Genomic DNA, 20,128 nt, shown 5'->3' with positions numbered 1-20,128 from the left:
ATGAATAACGAAAAGCCACGATAAAGGCGTGGTTGTTAAAACAAGGTTAAAAAAAGAAAATGAAACATAAGTTCTTATTATGATGTAAGCGAGCTGCACGATGTTAAGCGTTTTACCCGGATCGCTCTTTTCACGGATTCGCATTTTCCTTGGCCGCCTTAAGCCGCACGCGTTACCGGTCGCCAGAAAACATATCGTTCTGGCGTCAATAGGCGCCGGGACGGGGCTGGCGGTCACCAGTATGTTTAGCCACTGGCTATTAGGCGAGGTCAATATCTGGTTTATCGCCCCGATGGGCGCGTCGGCGGTGCTGCTATTTGGCGTGCCGAGCAGTCCACTGGCCCAGCCGTGGTCGATAGTCGGCGGTAATGTCCTTTCAGCGCTGATTGGCGTGACCGTGGGAATCGCCATCCCGAACCTGGCCCTGGCCTGCGGCGTGGCGGCAGGGTTGGCGATCGCCGGCATGTATTTCCTGCGCTGCCTGCATCCGCCGGGCGGAGCGGTGGCGTTAACGGCGATCCTCGGCGGGGCGGGGATACAGAGCGAAGGCTATCACTTTGTTCTGACCCCGGTGTTACTCAACTCACTGATGCTGGCGATGCTGGCCATTGTTTTTAATAACCTGGTCGGACGGCGCTACCCGCATCCGCTGGCGGCGGAGGAAGTGAAGGCGAAAGCGGAGGCGGTGCCGCTGGGCATATCCGTGACGCGCGAAGATATTCATGCGGCCCTGCTGGACGGTCAGTTTCTCGACATTGATGAAGACGACGTGCAGGAGCTGCTGGAAAATATTGAACAAAAAGCCAGACAGCGTATCGCCAGCGCCCAGCGATCCTGACGTCCCTGGCTCTCTGGGGAACGCGGATTAATCCACGGGTTCCCCTTCGTATAGCCTTCCTCCCCAGCCATTAGCCTGAACCACGCATTTTGCTCCCCCCGAAAGCGACAAGCTCTGCGGATCGTGACTGCGATCGACAAAATTGGCCATTCAATGAGCAAAAAGTTGACGCCCTTAACGAAATGAATATTTCAAAATAACTTGTTATGGATTTTTTAATCCGTGAGAGTATAACAAGTTGTTAAATAATGCACCCGGGTGCAAAAAGGTGCAAATGTATTCCTGATGCCAGAACCTGCCGTATCTGGATCGGCAATGTGATCTTTTTATTCATAAAAACAAAACGATAGAACGCTCATCCCTGACAGGACAACAAAATGACCGATCATGTGATAACTGAAAGTCGTAAAACAGATAATGATAAGAAAATCAGATTAATAACCCTCGTCTCAACCATTGGTGGGCTGTGCTTTGGCTATGACACCGGGGTTATTTCCGGCGCGCTGATATTCATGAAGAACGATCTTGGCCTCACTCCTCTGCAGGAAGGGCTGGTGACATCGTTTTTATTATTCGGCGCGGCAATCGGCTCCGTTGGCGGCGGCTGGCTGTCCGACCGCCAGGGGCGGCGGAAAAATATTCTGTGGGTAGCGGTGATTTTTATCTTTGGCGCCCTCGGTACCGCCGTCGCGTGGGATATGTCGTCGATGATAATCGCCCGCTTTATCCTCGGCCTGGCGGTTGGTTGTGCGTCAGTGACGGTGCCGATTTATATTTCAGAGCTGGCGCGGCCCGCGCAGCGTGAACGGCTGGTGACGGTCAACGAACTGATGATCGTCACCGGGCAGTTTCTCGCTTACTCCGTCAACGCTTCCATCGTCAATTTCTATCCCGACATGTCGCACAACTGGCGGCTGATGCTGGCTATTCCGGCGCTGCCCGGCGCGCTGCTGTGGATTGGAATGCTGGTAATGCCGGAGTCTCCGCGCTTCTTCGTGCGTAAGGGGCAAATAGACAAAGCGGTTGCGGTGCTGAAAACGATTCGTCGGCCTGAAGAGGTGGAGCAGGAGATCCGCGATATCCAGCAGGTGAGTCAGATTGGCATCAACCATGGCCGATTTGTTGACGAGCTGAAGAAAAAATGGGTGCTGCAGCTGATTTTGATCGGGCTGATGATTGTGCTGGCAACGCGCGTAACCGGCGTGAATACCATTATGTACTACGCGCCGACGGTGCTGAAAGCCACCGGACTTGGCGATGCGGCGGCGGTGACCGGCGCCGTGGCTAATGGCGTCGTGTCTATTCTGGCCACGCTACTAGGGATGCTGTTAATTGGCAGGCATTCCCGACGGAAAATGTTCTTTACCGGACAGATCGGCGTCACCCTTAGCCTGGTGTTGATTGGCCTCTCGTTCAAGCTCTTCTTCCATATGGAAACCGTTGATGGCGTCAGCGGCTTGCATGCCAACTTTACCGGCGCCAGCTACATCATCCTTGCCCTGATGCTGATGTTTCTGACCTTTATGCAGGGTTGGATCGCACCGGTGTTCTGGCTGATGCTCGCGGAAATTTACCCGCTGCGGATGCGCGGTCTGGGTATGGGTTTTGCGGTATTCGGTTTATGGATATTTGACTTCATCATTCAGTCTGTTTTCCCGATTTTACTCAACAGCTACGGCGGCGGAATGACCTTCGGTTTCTTCGCGGTAACCAACGTCATAATGCTGATTCTGCTGGTGAAGTTCTTGCCGGAAACCCGTGGCTTAACCCTTGAACAAATTGAACAAAAATTCAGATTCTGATTTAGCGACATGGAGGAATATATGACAGTTAATATCGGTTTAATTGGTTTAGGTATGATTGGGCGCGATCATCTCCAGCGTTTTCAGACGGTGATTCAGAACGCCAGGGTCAGCGCCGTCTGCGATATCAATCGTAATGTTACCGACACTATTGCCCGCGAATATGGCGCTCAACCCTATTACGATGCGGTCGAAATGATTCAATCGGACGACGTGGATGCGATCTTTATTTGCTCTATTGGTCCGGTCCATAAAGAACAAATTCTGGCGGCCATCAAGGCAGGTAAACCGGTGTTTTGCGAAAAGCCGCTGACCCCAACCGCGGATGAAGCCAAAGCGATTATTGATGCTGAAGTGGCCTACGGCAAACGTATGCTGCAGCTGGGTTTTATGCGCCGTTTCGACCCAGGGTACAACCAGCTTAAAGCGACTCTGGATAGCGGTGAACTGGGGGAAATATTGCTCATCCATTGCGCACATCGCAACGCCTCCGTGCCAGAAAGCTACACCCTGGAGATGGCGATTAACGATTCGGCGACCCACGAGATCGATATTATCCGCTATCTGCTTAACGAAAATATCGTTTCGGTACGCGTCGATAAACCACAGAAGAAAACGCGCAGAGCCTGCGCGCATCTGCAGGATCCGTTGATTGTGATTTTTGAAACCGAATCCGGCGTACGTATTGATGATGAGCTGTTTGTTAACTGCGATTATGGTTACGACATTCGCTGTGAAGTGATTGGCGAAAATGCCATTAGCGCATTGACCGAACAGGCTCTCACCACCGTCCGTTCGGCACAGGGTTATAGCCGCGCTATCCCCAAAACCTGTATGGAACGTTTCGCCACCGCCTACGATCGCGAGGTGCAGAATTTCGTTGACCGGGTAAACCTGGGGGCGGAGATGAGCGGGCCATCATCGTGGGACGGATTTGTCGTGGCGATGGTATGCGATGCTGGCCTGGCATCGCTGAAGGATGGCGAAAAGCACGCGGTCTCTCTGCCGGAGTGTCCGGCGCTCTACCGCTGACCCATTAACGAAGGGAGAGGCGCATGTTAACGCTGAAACCAGAAGATATTTTTATTGGCTGTCGGGCGAATTCAAAGAAAAAGGCGCTGCGTATTGCCGCGGATTCCCTGCAGGCCAGCGGCTACGTCAGCGAGGGTTTTTTTGAATCGATGGTGGATCGCGAAAAGGCGCTCTCTACCTGGCTCGGGGCGGGAGTGGCGATGCCCCACTGTAGCAAAGAGGGGATCGACCTCGTGCGGCAAACCGGTTTCCAGCTGTTTCAGTTCCCGGATGGCGTGGGCTGGGGGGAGGGGAAAGTGGCTTTCCTTGTGGTCGCCGTGGCGGCAAAAAATAATGAACACATTGATGTTATAGCGGATCTGGCAGACCTGCTTGATGACGAAGTGAAAACCACGCTGCTGGCCAGCGCCGACAGCAAAGACGCGTTTATGCAGATCCTCGAAGGACACTCATTTAAGAAGGATAGAATATGAAACTGGCACTCTGTACCGATGTTCTCGCCGGCCTGGCGTTCCCGGAAATGCTCGATCGCGTCAAGCAGTACGGCATTACGGGCGTGGAGATGACCGCAGGCGGTTGGTCGCCTTGTCCACATGTTAAAACTGAAGAATTGCTGGCTTCTTCGGCAGCGCTGGCGGCGTTTCGCGGAGAACTGGAAAAGCGCGGAATGGAGATCGTTGCGCTGAACTGTTCGGGTAACCCGCTGGCCCCCGGCGCGCTGGGTGAGAAGCATACCGCCAGCAGCTATCGTACCGTCGAGCTGGCGGCAAAGCTGGGGGTGAAAAAAATTGTCATGATGAGCGGCCTGCCGGGCGGCGGGCCGGACGATAAAATACCTAACTGGATCACCTCGACGGTTTCCTGGCCGGACTATATGCCAGGCGTGATCGATTACCAGTGGAACGAGGTTGCTATTCCCTGGTGGCAGGCTTTTACCCGCCATGCGGCTGAACACGGCATCGAACAGATTGCTCTCGAGGAATTCCCCAGCCAGCTGGTTTACAACCCGAGCACGCTGCTGCGCCTGCGTGAGGCGGTTGGCGACATAATCGGCATGAATCTCGATCCGTCGCATCTGATCGCCATGGGGGCAGACCCGATTGCCGCAGCCCGTAAGCTTGAAGGGGTGATTTATCACGTCCACGGTAAAGACGCGCGTATTGAACGCGGGCTGGCGGATGTCGACGGCTTACTGGAATACCAGCCGGTCACGCAGACCAAAACCCGCACCTGGAACTACGTGGCGGTTGGCTGTGGACAGGATTTGAAGTGGTGGAAAGAGTTCTTCTCGGTGCTGCGCATGACCGGATATAACGGTTATGTGTCGCTGGAGATGGAGGACCTGACGATGAGCGTTGAAGCAGGGCTACGGACGTCGATTGATGCCCTCAACGCCACATTAAGTCAGTGACAACGGGCCGCGTTTTCCCTCCGGGGGGCGGGAGAACGCGGCGCGTTTTTTGTTGAGCGGATTCTATCTTGCTGTATTTTACGTTCTATTGGATGTTTTTTATCAGGAACGTTAAAACCGAGTATGAGCGCCCCAAAACGACAAAAAGCGACCGCCAGCGACGTTGCGTTACTGGCTGGCGTCTCCAAATGGACGGTTTCCCGGGCATTTACCCCCGGGGCCTCCATCCAGCCCAAAACCCGGGAAGAGGTGATGAAAGCCGCTAATATTCTGGGATATCGACCAAATTTACTGGCGCGTAGCCTGACGCAAAAGCAAACGCATATTATTGGCGTGGCGGTCGACGAGTTACGCAATCCCAACATGGTGCTGCTGCTTAACGAAGTGACTCGCCAGCTGCAGAATCGTGGCTACATGGCGCTGGTGATTAACGTCACCGATGAAGAAAATACCCGCACAGCGATGGCGCTGGCTTACCAGCTCCAGGTTGACGGTATCTTGTTTATGGCCACGGTGCTGACACCGGAACTTATCGCGATTGCCACTGAAATTCATCGCGTTCCGCTGGTGCAGATTGGCCGTAATACCGATCATCCGGAAATCCAGGTGGTCAATATCGATGGTCGGCTTGCCGGAAAGCAGCTTGCTGAACTGCTACTGGCGCAGGGGCATCGCACTTTTGGCTATATGAAGGGTCCGGATACCGCTTCCCACCATTTAATGAGGATGGAAGGATACGAAGCGGCGCTGGAGCAGGCAGGCTGCCGGCTTGATACTCTGCTGGTTGCCGGCCAGTATTTACGTACCCGGGGATATGCGGCGATGAGTGACTATCTGGACGCGACGCCCGCAGGCGAAAGAGTAGATGCCCTGTTTTGTGAAAACGATATTCTGGCGATAGGCGCGCTTCAGGCGCTGCGCGAGCGCGATTTAACGATGGGTATTGTCGGTTTCGATAATATCGATGAGGCGGCGGCGCCGGAATGGCAGCTAACGACCTACGATCAGCGACGGGAGCGGCTGGTGGAAGAGGCGTTGAATCGGCTCATTGATGCTGCTGAAGGGCCGACGGCGACGTGGCGCACCGGGGAACCCATCGTGCGCCAGTCGCATCGTCGGCAGGGCTAAAGGTCGCCGGTAATATACTGCGCTACGCCGTGAGCAAAACTCCAGTCCCCTTTGTGGTTGCTGATTACCGAGATCATGAGATCCTCGCCGCTCAGACCGCAGTGCTCCTCAAGCTCAGCCTGCAGAGTGGCATAAAAAAGCTGCTTCTGCGCTTCGCTGCGCGGGCTGGTATAAACCCGCACCACCACTACGTCCCGGCTTCGCGTCAGCCCCAGCCCGGTATCCTCAATAATCATATGGTGAGCTTTGTTTTCGTGAACAATCTGGTAGCGGTCACGCTCTGGCACCTTGAACGCCTGCACAACGGCGCGATGTGCCGCATCCAGCAGGGTTTTGATCTCGTTTTCGCTGCGTCCTTCAATGATATCAAACGTCAGTAATGGCATAGCAGATGGTCCTTATTGTCGGATTTACCTCGGTGAAAGAGATGCTACCTCGTGCTGAAGTCGGTAAAAACCGCTATATTTGAACTCATTGTTTTTCTCTGTGAACAATCATGATGAGCGAAATCCGCCCGGACATTTACTGGACCCACCTGTACTGGCTGACGGTACTGGAGGAGCAAAAAAGCTATACTCGCGCCGCGGAAAAGCTGGCGGTCAGCAAGTCCGCCATTAGCCAGAAAATAAGCGAACTGGAGCGAGTCACCGGCAAGACGCTGGTGCACCGCACCACCCGCAGCGTGACCCTAAGCGAAGATGGCCAGCGGCTGGTGGCGGAACTAAACGAACCGTTTGGGCAGATCCGCGAGATTTTTACCGGCACCTGCGACGATGAGGGCGGCCCGCTGCGCGGAACGCTGCGCCTTACCGCGCCGGTGGCGTTCTCTCGACAGCAGCTGGTTCCGGCCATCACGCCTTTTCTGCATCAGCACCCGCAGCTTCATCTGCAGCTGGAGGTGACCGATCGGCTGGTGTCGCTCGCCAGCGAAGGGTTTGATATTGCCATTCGCCACTGTCGTCGCGAGCTGCTGCCGGAGACCCACGTAGCCTGGCCGCTGTGCCGTACGGCAACCCTGGTGGTCGCCTCGGCGGACTATATTCGCCGCTTTGGTCGCCCCGATTCGCCTGACGCGTTGCGTCAGCATCAATGCCTGACCTACCCGCGCGGGCCGCAAAGCCCGCACTGGACCTTCGAGCGCAACGATGAGCGGGTGAGCGTTAAGGTGCAGGGACCCTTCGCCACCAATAACAGCGAATCCCTGCGCGATGCGGTGCTGGCGGGGCTGGGAATTGCCTTACTGCCGGATTTTAGCGCCAGGGAGGCGATTGGCCGCGGGCTGGTACAGGAGCTCTTGCCGGAATGGCGGCCGGTGGATGTGTTTGCGGAAAGTCTCTACGTTATTCGCCCCTATGCGCCGCGCGTATCGCGGGCAGTAGAGACCTTTAGCCGCTATCTGAAGACGACCTTCAGCTAATATTCTGTAACTCCTGCACCAGCGCCTCGCGAAAGCGGGGGAGCAAATCGGCTGGTTGTGTCACAAGTTCGGCAAGCGTCACGGTTTTCTCGGCGCGGTATACCCGTCCGCTGCCGAGCCGGGCTTCGAAATCATTGGCCGCCCGATGGGCAGCCTGCAGCTCGACGTCCAGCAGGATCACCGCGTGCGCGAGGACCACATGGCCCCGTCCTGCCGGCATGGGGCGCCAGTACTGGGCCGTGCCGGCTATTTTTCGCACCTGCCCGCCTTCGCCGCAGGCCAGATTATAGCGACCATCGCAAAATGAACCGCTGACTGCCTGAAAGTGGCTGGCTACGCCAAAGGTTGAAAGCGTACGCTGCAACAGGCCGCAGAGGAAAAGATAAATCGGCTCTGCGGCTTCGCCCAGCGAGTGATAAACCGGCCAGGCCAGGCTGAGATTGACAATTCCCGGCCCCTGCGGGACCAGGCCGCCGCCGGAGCGGCGCTGCCAGACCGGCCATCCCCGGCTGGCAAACTGATCGCTTACCGCCGGGAGTTCGGCAAATTTGCGATAGCTTCCCGGCACCACAAATCCCTGCGGGGCCTGCCAGAGCTGGGCCACCGCTTCCCCGTCGCGTGCCCGGTCAAACAGCGGCTGCTCGGCAAGCGTCGGATCGGCGCAGTAGTGAAGCGGCAGCTGCTGGTGATGAAAGCGCTGCGGCCAGCAGGGCTCCTGAATCATGGTAACTCCTTAAAGCGGTTCATCGCCGTGGCGACAAGGTTTGATCAGCATCGCCGTAAGGGCAGATAGCAGGCAACCTACGGTCAAATAGATCGCAACGCTATGCCAGGAGCCTCCGGATAGGGTGACCAGAGCGGCGGCAATAAACGGCGTAAAACCGCCGCCGACGACGCTGGCGACCTGATATCCCACTCCGGCCCCGCTGTAGCGATAGCTGGCGCCGAACATTTCGGTAAACATCGGCTGCTGGACGCAAACCACCATGTCGTGCGCAATATTCGCCAGCATGAGCGCGAAAAACAGGATCCAGAAGTATGACTGGCTTTCTAGCGCCATAAAGAACGGGAAACCGCTGAGGGTGCCGATCAGCGCTCCGGTGATATAGACGCGGCGTCGGCCAAAGCGGTCCGCCAGCCAGGCGAAGCAGGGGATCGTCAGACAGCTGATAGCCCCGACAAGCAGGCCAATGTTAAGAAACAGCTCGCGCGGCAGGCCGAGATTCTGCGTGGAGTAGTTAAGCGCGAAGGCGGTGACGATATACATTGTCAGCAGTTCGCACAGGCGCAGACCGATAATCATTAAGAACGCGCTCGGATGGCGGAACAGCGCTTCTACCACCGGCAGACGCTTTTTCTGCGGCTGTTGCTGCTGTTCGCGCTGCTGCTGTTCAAATTCGGCAGATTCCGCCATGCCGTTGCGGATCCAGAGCGCCGCCAGCACCAGCACGACGCTAAACAAGAACGGCAGACGCCAGCCCCAGCTAAGGAACTGCGCATCGGTGGTACAGGCGCTTATCAGCGACACCAGCCCCGTTGAGAGCAGCAATCCGACGCCATAACCCACCTGCACGCCACTGCTGTAGAACGCTTTCTTATTTTTCGGCGCGCTCTCAACCGCCAGCAGCGCCGCGCCGCCCCACTCTCCGCCCACCGCAAAACCCTGTACGGCGCGCAGCAGAACCAGCAGAACTGGCGCCCACCAGCCTATCTGGTTGAACGAGGGCAGGAGACCGATGCAGGCGGTAGCGATCCCCATCATCCACACCGTCATCATCAGCATGCGTTTGCGCCCGAGGCGATCGCCGAAATGACCGAAGATAATGCCGCCCAGCGGGCGAAAGAGGAAACCGACGCCGAAGGTGGCAAACGCGGCGAGGGTACCCATTGCCGGGCTGATTTGCGGGAAAAACTCCCGGTTAAATACCAGCGCGGCGGTGATGCCATAGAGAAGAAAGTCGTACCAGTCGACCACGGCCCCGGCGAAGCTGCCCCAGGCCGCTCTGCGGGCGCGGTTGAGAGAACATGCCTCCTTGCCGGGGCCCTGAGAAATTAACGTTGATTCCATACCTGTCCTGTCTGTTGCTGAGTTTCTAATTATTGGAATGAGACGCTTTCCGAATTCGCGCCTGTCCTGAGACTACCGCGCAGAAGGGCAAGTGAAAAGATTTTTACCTGCTCTGCGTGTTTAAAGGCATTAAGCGTTTGCCTGACCGGCCGGGTGCAGCCCGGCTGGGCCGACAGGAATGCGAGCTTAGGACTTGGCTTATTGTGTTTAATTTAAATTTTTGTACCCGTTGAGGACACCTTTTAAGAAATGACTTAAATGGTTTACAATTAACAAGTCTCCAATTTCGGAAGGGTGAGTTAAATGCGTTTAATTTTTGCAGCTTTATTTTGTGTCATGGTTTTGCCTTCCGCTTTTGCAGAAAAACTGCCGGCGCCCGTGGGTAAACCCGTTTTAACTATTTCCGGCCTGATTACTAATACGAATGAGGGTGATACCGCCGTTTTTGATGTGGCGGCACTGGAAAAACTGGGCATGGAAACGATCGTAACAACCACCCCGTGGTATTCGGGAAAGGTTCGCTTTGACGGCGTTTCCCTCAGTAAACTCATGGATTTAGTCGGTGCCAAAGGCAAGTCGGCGCGGGTGCTGGCGCTGAACGATTACACCACCATTGTTCCCATCGATGACTTTCATAAATTTCCCGTAATTTTGGCTTTAAAAATGAACGGCGAATATATGCGCATTCGTGATAAAGGGCCTTTATTTATTGTTTATCCCTACGACAGTAGCCCGGAATTGCAGAATCAGATTTATTATTCCCGTTCGGCATGGCAGGTTTCGAAGATTATAATTGAGTAAGGGTTTGATCTTGAATCGAATACTCACTGCCATTATTTTGTCGCTCTTCATTGTGACCGGTTACATTACTTATCTGGTCCATGAGCGGCAAAGTGAGCTGCAAAAATTAACCCGTTATACTGATTCGTGGTCCGTTTCCCAGATAGTCTCCGAGTACATGCGTCTTGAGGCGCGACTGAGTGCGATGGGACTGGAGGTAAAGGGAAGCGACCACGATGAGGTGCGCCTGCGTCTGGAAATCATGATGAGCCAGATTGCGCTGCTGCAGCAGGGTGATTTGGGAAAGTTTATCGGCAAAGATCCTCATCGTAAGGCGATAGTTGACAGCCTGATTACTCTTCTGGACCGGCTGGATAAGCAGCTGGATACCATGACGACAGCACAGCTGAAGCTGATGTTACAAGAGATGAGCACCCTGGACGGGCCGTTGACCTCGCTCGCGTCCACCTCTCTCGCCCAGGATTTTAATCTGGTTAATCTCACCCACGATAAAATACAGAACCTCTATTACATCTATTCGGCCATTTCTATTCTGCTGATTATTCTCTGTATCACGCTCGGGATGTTGATGCTGAAGCAGAATAACACCCTGCGTCGCGCTCACGTGCGGATGAAATTACTGGCTACCGATCTGCAGGCTTCCAAAGAAAAGCTACAGGTGCAAAACCGTCGGCTGCAGTACGATGCCTATCATGATTCGCTGACCGGGATGCCCAACCGGCTCTCTTTCTGGCAACGCCTGCAGGAGGTGGTTAACCAGGTGCGGCCCTATCACGGCTCGGCGGTGGTTATGTTGTTCGATCTGGATAATTTCAAGGACGTCAACGACACGCAGGGTCATGACGCCGGAGATAAGCTATTGCAGGATTTGGCCAGCCGTCTCTCATTTTTTCGTAAAACGTCAGAAACGCTGTACCGACTGGGGGGAGACGAATTTGCTCTGGTGACCCACGATCTTAGCGAAGAGATGGCGCTGGAGCGGGCAACGGTGATCCGGGAAAAGATTAGCCAGCCGTATCAGATTTACGACTCGCAGATTCAGATCGGCGCCTGTATCGGGATTGTCATCTCTGACGGAGAAAGTCGCACCGACTATTTATACAAATGCGCCGACCTGGCGCTGTATGAAGCGAAAAAAGAGGGCTCCGGTTACGTCCAGATATTCCGCCCCGGTATGCTTCAGCGCCAGCAGGAGAATAAATCTTTCGAAGATGACCTGATGCAGGCGCTCGAGAGAGGGGAGTTCAGGGTTTACTATCAGCCGATTGCCGATGCCATGAATGGTGAAATCTACGGCTATGAAGCGCTGGTTCGATGGTTTCATCCGCTACGCGGCAGCGTTCCGCCGACGGAATTTATCCCGGTGGCGGAGAAAATCGGCCTGATTAATGCGTTAGGCGAGTGGGTATTGAAAACCGCCTGTGAAGCGGCCGCCAGCTGGTCGTCGCCGCTCAAGGTGTCGGTTAACGTGTCGCCGGTTCAGTTAATGAACAGTTCACTGACCGATACCGTGGTAACTATCTTAAGAACAACCGGGCTGGATCCGTATCGGCTGGATTTGGAAATTACCGAGTCTGACGTATTTAATGAAAATACCCGCTCGTTAGAGATCCTGAGTCAGCTGCGTGAGCTTGGCGTGCAGATCTCTATTGACGACTTTGGTACCGGCTATTCGTCGCTCTCGCGTTTAAGCTATTTCCCGTTTGATAAGATAAAAATCGATCGATCATTTGTTATTAATATACCCCATCAGCAAGACGATCTGGATATCGTGCGCCTGATCATCAGCATGGGTAAAAGCCTGCATATGCGAATTGTGGCAGAAGGCGTCGAAACGGAAGAACAGCTGAAGTCGTTACGAAAATTAGGTTGTGATCTGGTTCAGGGCTATTTGATCGGTAAACCGGGGCCGCTTACTTCAGCAGGGAAATAAGTCATTTGTGTTTATTTGCGGGCGACTTTAGCGTAGCTGAATTCGCCCGTATTTATTTTAGTAAGTGGTCTAATCCCTAATGGGTAGAAATAGAGGGGGGAAACGATTTTGATAAAAAATAATACCCTCAGTGATTAAAAGGGGTATATGATATGCAACATATTTTCCTGTTTTCGGCCCCGTGCCGCGGGCGTAAAGAGAGGCAGAATCATGCAGCGAATCATCATCCCGACCCACTATGTGCATACCCGTAGCACCCCGCTGTGGACAAAAGAGACGGCGCCAGCGTCGATCTGGAAGCGGCATCTGGACGCGGGCACCCGGCAGGGCGTCTACCCACGACTGTCGGTGATGCGCGGCGCGATACGCTATCTGGGCTACGCTGATGAGACCAGCCCGGATCCGGTCGAAACCCTGACCATTGCTGAAGGGGAGTTTGGCGTTTTCCCACCCGAAAAATGGCACTGCATTGAGGCGTTAACGGAAGACACCGTATTTAACGTCGACTTTTACGTTGATCCTAAAATTCTTATCGAGGGATAATATGAACAGTGAAAATAAAGGTTATGCGTTAGCGGTAATCAACGGCAATAATAAAGATAAAAAAGAAAAAGTGTATCTTAAGCCCATGGCTCTGTACGTGCCTGATATCGCAGCGCAGGCCATCGCTGAGCTTATTTCCGATCTCTCAGTCGATAACGCCGGGGATAAGGGATTTATCGTAACGGTAACCAACAATAATAATGGCGTGTCGGTCGACAGTGAATTTGCAACTTTGGCTGAATTGCAGGATCCGCAGACGGCTGCCGATGCGGTAAAAGATCTGATTAATATCGTGCGCGGCTACGAGTCCGACGAAGAGACTAACGTCTGCGGCTGGTAAGCGTAACGGAGCCGAACCGCCAGCTGCCGCTTCGCAACCTTGCCGCAGACCTGCTGGCGGGCATCACGGCTGAGAGACGCGCCGCTGGAGAAGCCGAAACTCCGGGCTTAACTATCCTTCAACGGCGAGTGATATGTTTTACATTGTATTTATTGGTATTTTGGTAAATATCGGATAAATCGACGATGAGATTATTCTGCGCATAGCTGATCGATTGCACGCGTAGCAGTAGGCTGTTTTGCGCAACCTGCAGGAGTTCCGCTTGTTCGCGGGTGGCCAGAACCGGGGAATAGCTACGGTGGCTTTCCAGAATGGTGATGTTGCACTCCTTCTTAAAGTAGTTAAATTTTGACCTTTCCAGATTTCCGATGCTAAGCCATGGGAAAATCGCTACAGGTATATAGCTGTTTTCTATCAGAATGGGCACGTCATCAATCATCCGAATGCGCCTGACATAATAGACTTTTTCTCCGGGCTCAATTTTTAACTGTTGTGCGATGGCCAGAGGCGCATCGAGCATAGTGAACTCGATGACCTTGTTGCGATAGTTAGTCTCGCCAACGATATGCATCTGATAGTTGAACCCATCAAGCCCCCCGCCGTGATAATTGCTCTTTCGCGCAACGTATGAACCGCTGCCGTGGCGTTTGACGATCAATTTTTCCCTTTCCAGCAGCGTTAGCGCTTTGCGGATGGTCATCACTGATACCTGTAGCTCGCTGGCTAACGCTTTCTCGCTCGGTAACGCATCTCCGACTTCAAACTCATCGCTGTTGATGCGATTTTTCAGCCGTTCGGCAATGGATTTGTATATCACTTATAGATGTCTCATGGCGAAGTGAATTGTTGGCGAATAAATGTAACTATATGATTTTTAGATTAAATATTTTCATTCGCAAGGTGTTCATAAACTGGTCATCTAGTTATTTGTTTTTATTTATATATCTATTACTTCCGAAGATATATGACTTTCATCACAAATGACACTTTATCTCCTCTGATTAATCCCCTCTGGCGCATAGGCTGATTCGCAAGTTCTGAGCGCTGGCAGTCGATAAGCAGGAGAGGGGAAGAGGATGATCGGGGTAAAAAAATTACAAGATTTTTCCAGGGCGATGATTGGGCCGGTTTTATATCTGCCGGTTGTGGGTCTGTTGATTGCGTTGCTCAGTATGACCACCAATAAATTATGGGTGGCAGAAGACAGCTCGCTTTTCCTGCTGGGGAAATATGCTTCCAGTATGCTCTGGGCAATCATGAACAATCTTGGCTTCTTCTTTTGCCTCGGTCTGGCGAGCGGGCTGGCAAAAACTCGCAAAGCGGAAGCCGCGTTTGTCGCCGCAATGACCTGGTTTATGTACCTGGCGGCCAACAATAGCTGGCTTACTCTGACCAGGCGGCTTGTTGAGGGGAGCAGCAACGCGCAGCTTTACGGCAGCGGGCAAACCTTTATTTTCGGTTTCCAGGTCATCGATATGGGCGTGTTTCTTGGCATCATTCTGGGCTGCGCGGTGGCTTTCATTCATAACCGCTTTGTCGATATCGAGTTTCGCGGCGCATTCTCAATTTATGGCAACAGTAAGCTGGTTCTGATCGTAATGATCCCGCTGGTCGGCGTGTTTGCCATCGCCACGGTCTTTTTCTGGCCAATTGTTGAACACGGTATATCGGCGCTGACCGGCGTCATGAAAACTTTCGGCGCCGCCGGCGTTTTTCTGTATGGTTTTCTCAATCGTTTTCTTATCCCGACCGGTTTACATCATCTCATTTGGTCACCCTTCGTTTTTACCTCTATTGGCGGACAGCTGTTAATTGATGGGCAGACGATAGTCGGGGCAAAGCCCATTTTCCTCGCTGAAATTGCCGATAACACCGGGGGAGCGTTAAGCGACTCGGCGCGATTCCTGACTTATGGAATGGTCAAAATGTTTGGCACGGCCGGAATGGCCCTGGCCTTTTATAAGACGGCGAAACCTGAAAATAAACAAAAGTTGAAAGTCACGCTTATCCCGCTGATTGTGACCTCCTTCCTCGTCGGGATAACCGAACCTTTTGAGTTTTTATTTATCTTCACCGCACCGGTGTTATGGCTGGTTTATTCGTTAGTGGATGGCTTTTTCCAGATGCTGGCGTGGCTGCTCGATGTTCGGGTCTGCGCAACCAACGGCATTATCGATTTTATTGTTTATAACATACCGGCGGGAGCCCATCTGACGCGCTGGCCTGTTTTTGTCGCGCTGGGGTTAGCGGAAACAGCGGCGATGTATTTTATCGGTAAATTCCTGATTCTGCGTTTCAGGATGCGCACGCCAGGCCAGGAACAACAGGATGAGGCGCTAAGCCGAGCGGCGAGCGCAAGCGTCCCAGCTAAGGCTTCCGGTGAACAGGTCATTCTGGGGCTTGGCGGGAAAGACAATGTGTGTTCTGTCGGCAATTGTTTTACCCGACTTCGGGTTGACGTGCGGGACCCGGCATTAATTCAGGAACATATTCTGAAAACCAGCGGCGGTACCAGCGTCATTATCAAAGGTAATCACGTTCAGGTTATTTATGGTTTAGGGGTGAATAAAATCCGTAATGCTGTGGATCGCTATTTAGATGTACATGAATAATGAGGTGGAAGATGCAAAATAAATTTGTTGTTACGATAGCTGGCGGCGGCAGTACTTATACTCCAGGGATTATTATGATGCTGCTGGAAAATATGGACAGATTTCCGCTGAGCGAAATTCGTCTCTATGATAATCATCACGATCGCCAGCGCGTGATCGGTGAAGCCTGCGCGATTCTGGTGGCTGAACGTTATCCGCAAGTGGCTTTTAGCTACACCACCGATCCGCAGGAAGCTTTTACCGGCGTTGATTTTGTGATGGCCCATATTCGCGTCGGCCTCTATGAGATGCGCGAAAAGGACGAGAAAATACCGCTTAAGCATGGCGTGATTGGCCAGGAAACCTGTGGCCCTGGCGGTATCGCTTATGGTATGCGTTCCATTGCCGGGGTACTTGAACTGGTTGACTATATGGAAACGTACTCCCCCGGCGCGTGGATGCTCAACTATTCCAATCCGGCGGCGATCGTTGCCGAGGCCACTCGTCGATTACGGCCAGCGGCTAAAATTATTAATATCTGCGATATGCCGGTGGCAATTGAAGGATTATTCGCCGATATTCTTGGTCTGAAATCACGTAAAGAGATGAACGTGCGTTATTTCGGCCTCAACCATTTCGGCTGGTGGACCAGCATTACCGATAAGGCCGGTAATGATTTAATGCCGACGTTAAAAAAGTATGTGTCTGAGCTGGGGTATTGCAGTCCGAAAGAGGATTTTCAGCACAAAGCGCCAAGCTGGATTGAGACCTTCAAAAAGGTGAAGGACGTCTTTGCGCTGGATACCGACACGTTGCCCAATACCTACCTAAAATACTATTTTTATGCCGACTACGAGGTAGCCCACTCGGACCCGAACTTTACGCGCGCGAATGAGGTGATGGCCGGGAGAGAGAAAGAGGTATTCGATATGGCGAAAGACATTGTCGCCCGGCGGAGCGCCAAAGCGGCGCATTTCCATGCCGGGGCGCATGCCACCTTTATTGTCGATCTCGCCTGCGCCATCGCCTTTAATACCCAGGAAAGAATGCTGTTGATTGTAGAGAACAACGGCGCTATCGCGAATTTTGACGAGACCGCGATGGTTGAAGTGCCTTGCCTGGTCGGCGTTAACGGTCCCGAACCGCTGGCGATGGGGAAAATACCGCTGTTTCAAAAGGGGCTGATGGAGCAGCAGGTCGCGGTGGAAAAACTGGTTGTCGACGCCTGGGTTGAAGGAAGCTACCAAAAGCTCTGGCAGGCGTTGACCTTGTCCAAAACGGTTCCGAGCGCGTCGGTTGCGAAAGCTATTCTCGATGAACTGATCGAGGCCAATCGTGGTTACTGGCCGGAGCTGAGCTAAAGTGCCGCTAACGCCCGATGTATTTCATCGGGCGTTACCTACACTGCGATGCCGGATGGATACTCCGCTTCGCCGGAGAGTTGCTGTATGATCTCCGCCACGTTTTCTCTGCCAACCGGCGCCGAGATGGCGTTTCCCTGAAAATGGTCGACTCCCAGCGCTTTCAGTTTGTTGAATTTCTCCAGGCTATCTACGCCTTCGGCAATACAGCGGCTGCCGATCAGCCGGCAGTAGTAGATGAGGCTTTTAATCAGCGCCAGGGCGTGCGCATCGCGCTGCATATCATTGATGATGCCCATATCCAGCTTGTAGGCGCTGAACGTCAACACCCGCACCGGGAACAGCACGCTGCTTTGCGAGAAGCAGTCATCAAGCATAACTCGGAAGCCGCGCTGCTGTAGCCGGGCCATATTTCCGGCTATTTTCCCGTGGCGGCTGAGGTCGGCATTTTCGGCAAGCTCCAGCACCAGCCGCGGCGATATTTGCGGCTGACGCAGCTGCTGGCGCGCGGTTTCCATCATGCGGATCAGGTTTTCATTGCTGGCGACAGCCGCGGGAATATTCACCGCGAAATAAAATTCACCACTGTACAGATTGATATTCTGCACGGCTTCCTGCAGCACAAACGCGGTGAGCACCAGCCACGCATATTCCGAGCGTAGCTGCGGTAAAAAATCAGCGGGAAACAAAACGCTGCCGTTCCGGCGCCAGCGGACAAGGATCTCCATCCCCCTTAGCTGACGATGTTCATCGGTTATGGGCTGGAAAACCGGGAAAATTTGTCGGCTATGGATTGCATGGACAAATTCACGCTCGAAAGCGCAAAGGGCGGCGATGGGCTCACTTTTCTGTTCTCTTATCTGGCTGCCGGGAAAGCGGGCGGCCATCTGCGGGTGGTGTTCCACCATTTTTTTCAATCCTGCGGTTCTTTGATTGTAGAGCGTCTTGTGGCTGATGCCGCGGCGTTTGGCCTGATCGCTGGCGCGGTATCCGCAGAGCAAACCGAGGATGGCGTTCAGCTCCGGTCGGGTTAGCCCGGCAGGGCGCTTACCCAATGCCCGCGCTTCTTCATCTGCCAGCTGTTCAAGGGAAGGATATCCCTCGGGTATGACGTCGCGCAGTAGCGCCGCCAGACAGGGGACCGGGAGGTCGGAGGCGGCCGCCCGCACCGCGGAAAGCTGACGCCGCTCTGCGACCTGGTGTAGCAGGGTGGACCATAGCCAACTGGCCGGGCTGCGGCTGAGAAACAGCATCGGTAGCGGCGTTGCGGACTGTTCCAGCAGCATAGCGGCCCGCTTCAGGGTTGAGAGTAGCCGAACAGGAGATTCAGGGAGAAACACCACCAGACGGCGTACGTCAGGGGGCAGCGTCGGTGACGCTGAAGTTAACACCACGGGCCGGGCGCCCCCGTCTTCCATCAACCGCACCAGGCCCTCTGTGACCAGCGAACAGGGCGACAGGATGCCGTCATTCTCCGGGAGGTTATTCGTAAACAAAAGTCACCCCGATAATTGACTGCACGTTACCCGCGGTCACCTGTCCGCTGGTGCGCGCATAGTTGGCGGTTAAGCCAAGGCTGACCGCCGAGGTTCCCACGTTGCCTAACGACACCGTGGTATTCGCGGGAACGACGCTGCCGTTGCGAGTCAGCTGAACGCCAACCCCCAGGGCCGGAGAGGCCGATGCGGTATTGGTAAATATCGAATTGGCCGCGTTCTCCGTAGTACCGGAGAGGTAGTAGCCCAGGTTCTGGTTTTGCGCGCAGTAAACCGTTAGCGGAATGGCGGCCGAAGCGGGATATTCCGGCAGCGTCACCGTCACATCGCGAGCAGAAACGTCGCAGCCGCCGGTTGGCACCACGACATCGTTGTTGGCGTATATGTTCCACACGAACTGGAAGTCGTCGTTATCCTTGTTATTGGTCTGGCGCAGGATCAGGACAGCGATTAGCGAACCGGCGGAAATGGCGACCCCACCTGCGCTGCTGACGGGCGTCAGATAGAGAACGGTAGGCCAGGGTCTATCGACTATCGAGTTGTAGGTCATCCGCGCCGTTTCGCTGGTGGTGGGGAACGGGTAGCTGGTGCCGTTATACCTGACGGTACCGGAAAAGCTCGACAGCACGCCGCCATAGGCCGATCCGCGCTGGAGGGTCACGTAATCGGTCATGGTTTCCGGAAAATCGTTATGACAAAAAATCTGTGTCGAAAGATCCACGACCAGGTTCTGCCCGACGCTGACCGCCGGCGCAAGGTTTACGTACACGTTCGCCGAGCCGCCGCCGATGGGAATGGTCACGCCCGCCGCGGTTTTACAGGCGAAAGACCAGGCGTTAAACGACCAGCTCGCCAGCAGCAGCGTCATCAGAAGGGGGATTATCTTTTTCATTACTCTGTTCTCCTGGCTCAGGCGTAGGTATAGGTGACGTTAATCACCGCCTGAATCGTTCCCTGGGTAGCGCCGCCGTTGACCGTTAGCGCTCTGACCTGTAGCGGGAAGCTGGCGGACTGGGTGGCGTCATCCACCTGGACCTCTTTTCTCGCGCCGGTGTTCAGCGTGGTGCCGCCATTGTCCTGCAGCTCAAGCTGGATGTTGCCGGCGGTACCCTGGTTTTTGTAGTAGCCGGTGGCGTCCGCCGTGCCGCTAAAGCTGGCGGTGACCCGCGAGGTGCCGACCGGACAGTTGCTGAGGTTAAGCGCCACGCTGTGCCAGGGTGAGGAAGAGCCGGCGGAGACCAGGCTAAAGGTATAAAGATCGCCGAGATCGACGGTGGCGTTAGCGGTGGAGACCGTGCAGGGTTTAGCCACCACTTTGCCGTTAACGGTAATAGTCACGTCGGCGGCGCGGGGGGCGCTGGCGAAGG

The 20,128-nt window shown here is 54.2% G+C and carries 20 protein-coding genes; 13 read left to right on the top strand and 7 right to left on the bottom strand.

Features of this window, described 5'->3' with window-relative positions; translation table 11 throughout:
• Window positions 1-100: 100 nt before the first annotated feature.
• From HMPREF3178_RS24785 to HMPREF3178_RS24760, 6 genes are all read left to right on the top strand, one after another.
• Window positions 101-838 carry an HPP family protein gene (locus tag HMPREF3178_RS24785; RefSeq protein ID WP_004103617.1) on the top strand — a complete coding sequence of 246 codons (738 nt, stop codon included), beginning with the start codon at window positions 101-103 and terminating at the stop codon, window positions 836-838.
• 377 nt (window positions 839-1,215) lie between these two features.
• Complete coding sequence (locus HMPREF3178_RS24780; protein WP_049592974.1) at window positions 1,216-2,640, top strand: sugar porter family MFS transporter; 1,425 nt, start codon at window positions 1,216-1,218, stop codon at window positions 2,638-2,640.
• A gap of 21 nt (window positions 2,641-2,661) precedes the next feature.
• Window positions 2,662-3,672 (top strand): Gfo/Idh/MocA family protein, encoded by a 1,011-nt coding sequence (locus HMPREF3178_RS24775; RefSeq protein ID WP_004113905.1) that lies wholly within the window; start codon window positions 2,662-2,664, stop codon window positions 3,670-3,672.
• A gap of 23 nt (window positions 3,673-3,695) precedes the next feature.
• Window positions 3,696-4,145 (top strand): PTS sugar transporter subunit IIA, encoded by a 450-nt coding sequence (locus tag HMPREF3178_RS24770; RefSeq protein WP_004103610.1) that lies wholly within the window; start codon window positions 3,696-3,698, stop codon window positions 4,143-4,145.
• Window positions 4,142-5,083 carry a sugar phosphate isomerase/epimerase family protein gene (locus HMPREF3178_RS24765; RefSeq protein WP_004103608.1) on the top strand — a complete coding sequence of 314 codons (942 nt, stop codon included), beginning with the start codon at window positions 4,142-4,144 and terminating at the stop codon, window positions 5,081-5,083. The genes HMPREF3178_RS24770 and HMPREF3178_RS24765 overlap by 4 nt, the downstream gene beginning before the upstream one ends.
• A 123-nt stretch (window positions 5,084-5,206) precedes the next feature.
• Window positions 5,207-6,211, top strand: a complete 1,005-nt coding sequence (locus HMPREF3178_RS24760; protein WP_032744789.1) for a LacI family DNA-binding transcriptional regulator — start codon at window positions 5,207-5,209, stop codon at window positions 6,209-6,211.
• Here HMPREF3178_RS24760 and HMPREF3178_RS24755 read toward each other — a convergent pair.
• A complete protein-coding gene (locus HMPREF3178_RS24755; protein WP_064370721.1) occupies window positions 6,208-6,597 on the bottom strand; it encodes a tautomerase family protein in 390 nt (129 codons plus the stop codon). The two genes, HMPREF3178_RS24760 and HMPREF3178_RS24755, sit on opposite strands and share 4 nt — an antisense overlap.
• A gap of 113 nt (window positions 6,598-6,710) precedes the next feature.
• Here HMPREF3178_RS24755 and HMPREF3178_RS24750 point away from each other — a divergent pair, with 113 nt between their 5' ends.
• Window positions 6,711-7,628, top strand: coding sequence for a LysR family transcriptional regulator (locus HMPREF3178_RS24750; protein ID WP_016809173.1), 918 nt, complete (start codon window positions 6,711-6,713; stop codon window positions 7,626-7,628).
• On the opposite strand, the gene HMPREF3178_RS24745 is transcribed toward HMPREF3178_RS24750, so the two are convergent.
• On the bottom strand, window positions 7,621-8,352 hold the full coding sequence (locus HMPREF3178_RS24745; protein WP_064370720.1) for a lipoyl protein ligase domain-containing protein: 732 nt from the start codon (window positions 8,350-8,352) through the stop codon (window positions 7,621-7,623). The genes HMPREF3178_RS24750 and HMPREF3178_RS24745 overlap by 8 nt on opposite strands.
• 9 nt (window positions 8,353-8,361) lie before the next feature.
• Window positions 8,362-9,696 (bottom strand): shikimate transporter, encoded by a 1,335-nt coding sequence (gene shiA / locus HMPREF3178_RS24740; RefSeq protein WP_064370719.1) that lies wholly within the window; start codon window positions 9,694-9,696, stop codon window positions 8,362-8,364.
• A 303-nt stretch (window positions 9,697-9,999) separates the two neighbouring features.
• On the opposite strand from shiA, the gene HMPREF3178_RS24735 reads away from it, so the two are divergent.
• From HMPREF3178_RS24735 to HMPREF3178_RS24720, 4 genes are all read left to right on the top strand, one after another.
• Window positions 10,000-10,497 (top strand): putative pterin-binding protein, encoded by a 498-nt coding sequence (locus HMPREF3178_RS24735; RefSeq protein ID WP_004103602.1) that lies wholly within the window; start codon window positions 10,000-10,002, stop codon window positions 10,495-10,497.
• A 10-nt stretch (window positions 10,498-10,507) separates the two neighbouring features.
• Window positions 10,508-12,430 (top strand): putative bifunctional diguanylate cyclase/phosphodiesterase, encoded by a 1,923-nt coding sequence (locus tag HMPREF3178_RS24730; protein ID WP_004103601.1) that lies wholly within the window; start codon window positions 10,508-10,510, stop codon window positions 12,428-12,430.
• A gap of 210 nt (window positions 12,431-12,640) precedes the next feature.
• Window positions 12,641-12,973, top strand: a complete 333-nt coding sequence (locus HMPREF3178_RS24725; protein WP_004103600.1) for a TehB family protein — start codon at window positions 12,641-12,643, stop codon at window positions 12,971-12,973.
• Between the two features lies 1 nt (window position 12,974).
• Window positions 12,975-13,313, top strand: a complete 339-nt coding sequence (locus HMPREF3178_RS24720) for a DUF1869 domain-containing protein (RefSeq protein ID WP_004113900.1) — start codon at window positions 12,975-12,977, stop codon at window positions 13,311-13,313.
• 118 nt (window positions 13,314-13,431) lie between these two features.
• Here HMPREF3178_RS24720 and HMPREF3178_RS24715 read toward each other — a convergent pair whose 3' ends face one another.
• The gene (locus tag HMPREF3178_RS24715; RefSeq protein ID WP_070585546.1) at window positions 13,432-14,130 is read right to left on the bottom strand and encodes a GntR family transcriptional regulator; all 699 of its coding nucleotides are present in this window, start codon (window positions 14,128-14,130) and stop codon (window positions 13,432-13,434) included.
• Window positions 14,131-14,389: 259 nt separating this feature from the next.
• Between HMPREF3178_RS24715 and HMPREF3178_RS24710 the strand changes: the two genes are divergently transcribed.
• Window positions 14,390-15,925, top strand: coding sequence for a PTS transporter subunit EIIC (locus HMPREF3178_RS24710; RefSeq protein WP_070585544.1), 1,536 nt, complete (start codon window positions 14,390-14,392; stop codon window positions 15,923-15,925).
• A gap of 11 nt (window positions 15,926-15,936) precedes the next feature.
• Window positions 15,937-17,265, top strand: a complete 1,329-nt coding sequence (locus HMPREF3178_RS24705) for a 6-phospho-alpha-glucosidase (RefSeq protein ID WP_032744800.1) — start codon at window positions 15,937-15,939, stop codon at window positions 17,263-17,265.
• Window positions 17,266-17,303: 38 nt separating this feature from the next.
• Here HMPREF3178_RS24705 and HMPREF3178_RS24700 read toward each other — a convergent pair whose 3' ends face one another.
• The 3 genes from HMPREF3178_RS24700 to HMPREF3178_RS24690 are packed head-to-tail and all read right to left on the bottom strand — an operon-like array spanning window position 17,304 to window position 20,099.
• Entirely contained in the window at window positions 17,304-18,761 is a 1,458-nt protein-coding gene (locus HMPREF3178_RS24700; protein WP_175438963.1) for an EAL domain-containing protein, read from the bottom strand.
• Window positions 18,748-19,653, bottom strand: a complete 906-nt coding sequence (locus HMPREF3178_RS24695; RefSeq protein WP_004113894.1) for a fimbrial protein — start codon at window positions 19,651-19,653, stop codon at window positions 18,748-18,750. Before HMPREF3178_RS24695 ends, HMPREF3178_RS24700 begins: the two co-directional genes overlap by 14 nt.
• 17 nt (window positions 19,654-19,670) lie before the next feature.
• Entirely contained in the window at window positions 19,671-20,099 is a 429-nt protein-coding gene (locus tag HMPREF3178_RS24690) for a type 1 fimbrial minor subunit FimG (protein ID WP_416371863.1), read from the bottom strand.
• Window positions 20,100-20,128 lie beyond the last annotated feature (29 nt).

It is taken from the genome of Klebsiella sp. HMSC09D12, from assembly GCF_001808475.1.
Lineage (GTDB): Bacteria > Pseudomonadota > Gammaproteobacteria > Enterobacterales > Enterobacteriaceae > Klebsiella > Klebsiella oxytoca.
Note: the sequence above shows the minus strand (reverse complement) of the source record. Positions and strands in the feature narration are given on the sequence as shown.

What these genes read in the sequence shown, in the direction of transcription:
- HMPREF3178_RS24760 (WP_032744789.1), top strand. Translation starts at nt 5,207, where the DNA reads ATGAGCGCCCCAAAACGACAAAAAGCGACCGCCAGCGACGTTGCGTTA.
- HMPREF3178_RS24755 (WP_064370721.1), bottom strand. Translation starts at nt 6,597, where the DNA reads ATGCCATTACTGACGTTTGATATCATTGAAGGACGCAGCGAAAACGAG.
- HMPREF3178_RS24780 (WP_049592974.1), top strand. Translation starts at nt 1,216, where the DNA reads ATGACCGATCATGTGATAACTGAAAGTCGTAAAACAGATAATGATAAG.
- HMPREF3178_RS24720 (WP_004113900.1), top strand. Translation starts at nt 12,975, where the DNA reads ATGAACAGTGAAAATAAAGGTTATGCGTTAGCGGTAATCAACGGCAAT.
- HMPREF3178_RS24735 (WP_004103602.1), top strand. Translation starts at nt 10,000, where the DNA reads ATGCGTTTAATTTTTGCAGCTTTATTTTGTGTCATGGTTTTGCCTTCC.
- HMPREF3178_RS24695 (WP_004113894.1), bottom strand. Translation starts at nt 19,653, where the DNA reads ATGAAAAAGATAATCCCCCTTCTGATGACGCTGCTGCTGGCGAGCTGG.
- HMPREF3178_RS24765 (WP_004103608.1), top strand. Translation starts at nt 4,142, where the DNA reads ATGAAACTGGCACTCTGTACCGATGTTCTCGCCGGCCTGGCGTTCCCG.
- HMPREF3178_RS24710 (WP_070585544.1), top strand. Translation starts at nt 14,390, where the DNA reads ATGATCGGGGTAAAAAAATTACAAGATTTTTCCAGGGCGATGATTGGG.
- HMPREF3178_RS24750 (WP_016809173.1), top strand. Translation starts at nt 6,711, where the DNA reads ATGAGCGAAATCCGCCCGGACATTTACTGGACCCACCTGTACTGGCTG.
- HMPREF3178_RS24705 (WP_032744800.1), top strand. Translation starts at nt 15,937, where the DNA reads ATGCAAAATAAATTTGTTGTTACGATAGCTGGCGGCGGCAGTACTTAT.
- HMPREF3178_RS24725 (WP_004103600.1), top strand. Translation starts at nt 12,641, where the DNA reads ATGCAGCGAATCATCATCCCGACCCACTATGTGCATACCCGTAGCACC.
- shiA (WP_064370719.1), bottom strand. Translation starts at nt 9,696, where the DNA reads ATGGAATCAACGTTAATTTCTCAGGGCCCCGGCAAGGAGGCATGTTCT.
- HMPREF3178_RS24745 (WP_064370720.1), bottom strand. Translation starts at nt 8,352, where the DNA reads ATGATTCAGGAGCCCTGCTGGCCGCAGCGCTTTCATCACCAGCAGCTG.
- HMPREF3178_RS24785 (WP_004103617.1), top strand. Translation starts at nt 101, where the DNA reads ATGTTAAGCGTTTTACCCGGATCGCTCTTTTCACGGATTCGCATTTTC.
- HMPREF3178_RS24775 (WP_004113905.1), top strand. Translation starts at nt 2,662, where the DNA reads ATGACAGTTAATATCGGTTTAATTGGTTTAGGTATGATTGGGCGCGAT.
- HMPREF3178_RS24770 (WP_004103610.1), top strand. Translation starts at nt 3,696, where the DNA reads ATGTTAACGCTGAAACCAGAAGATATTTTTATTGGCTGTCGGGCGAAT.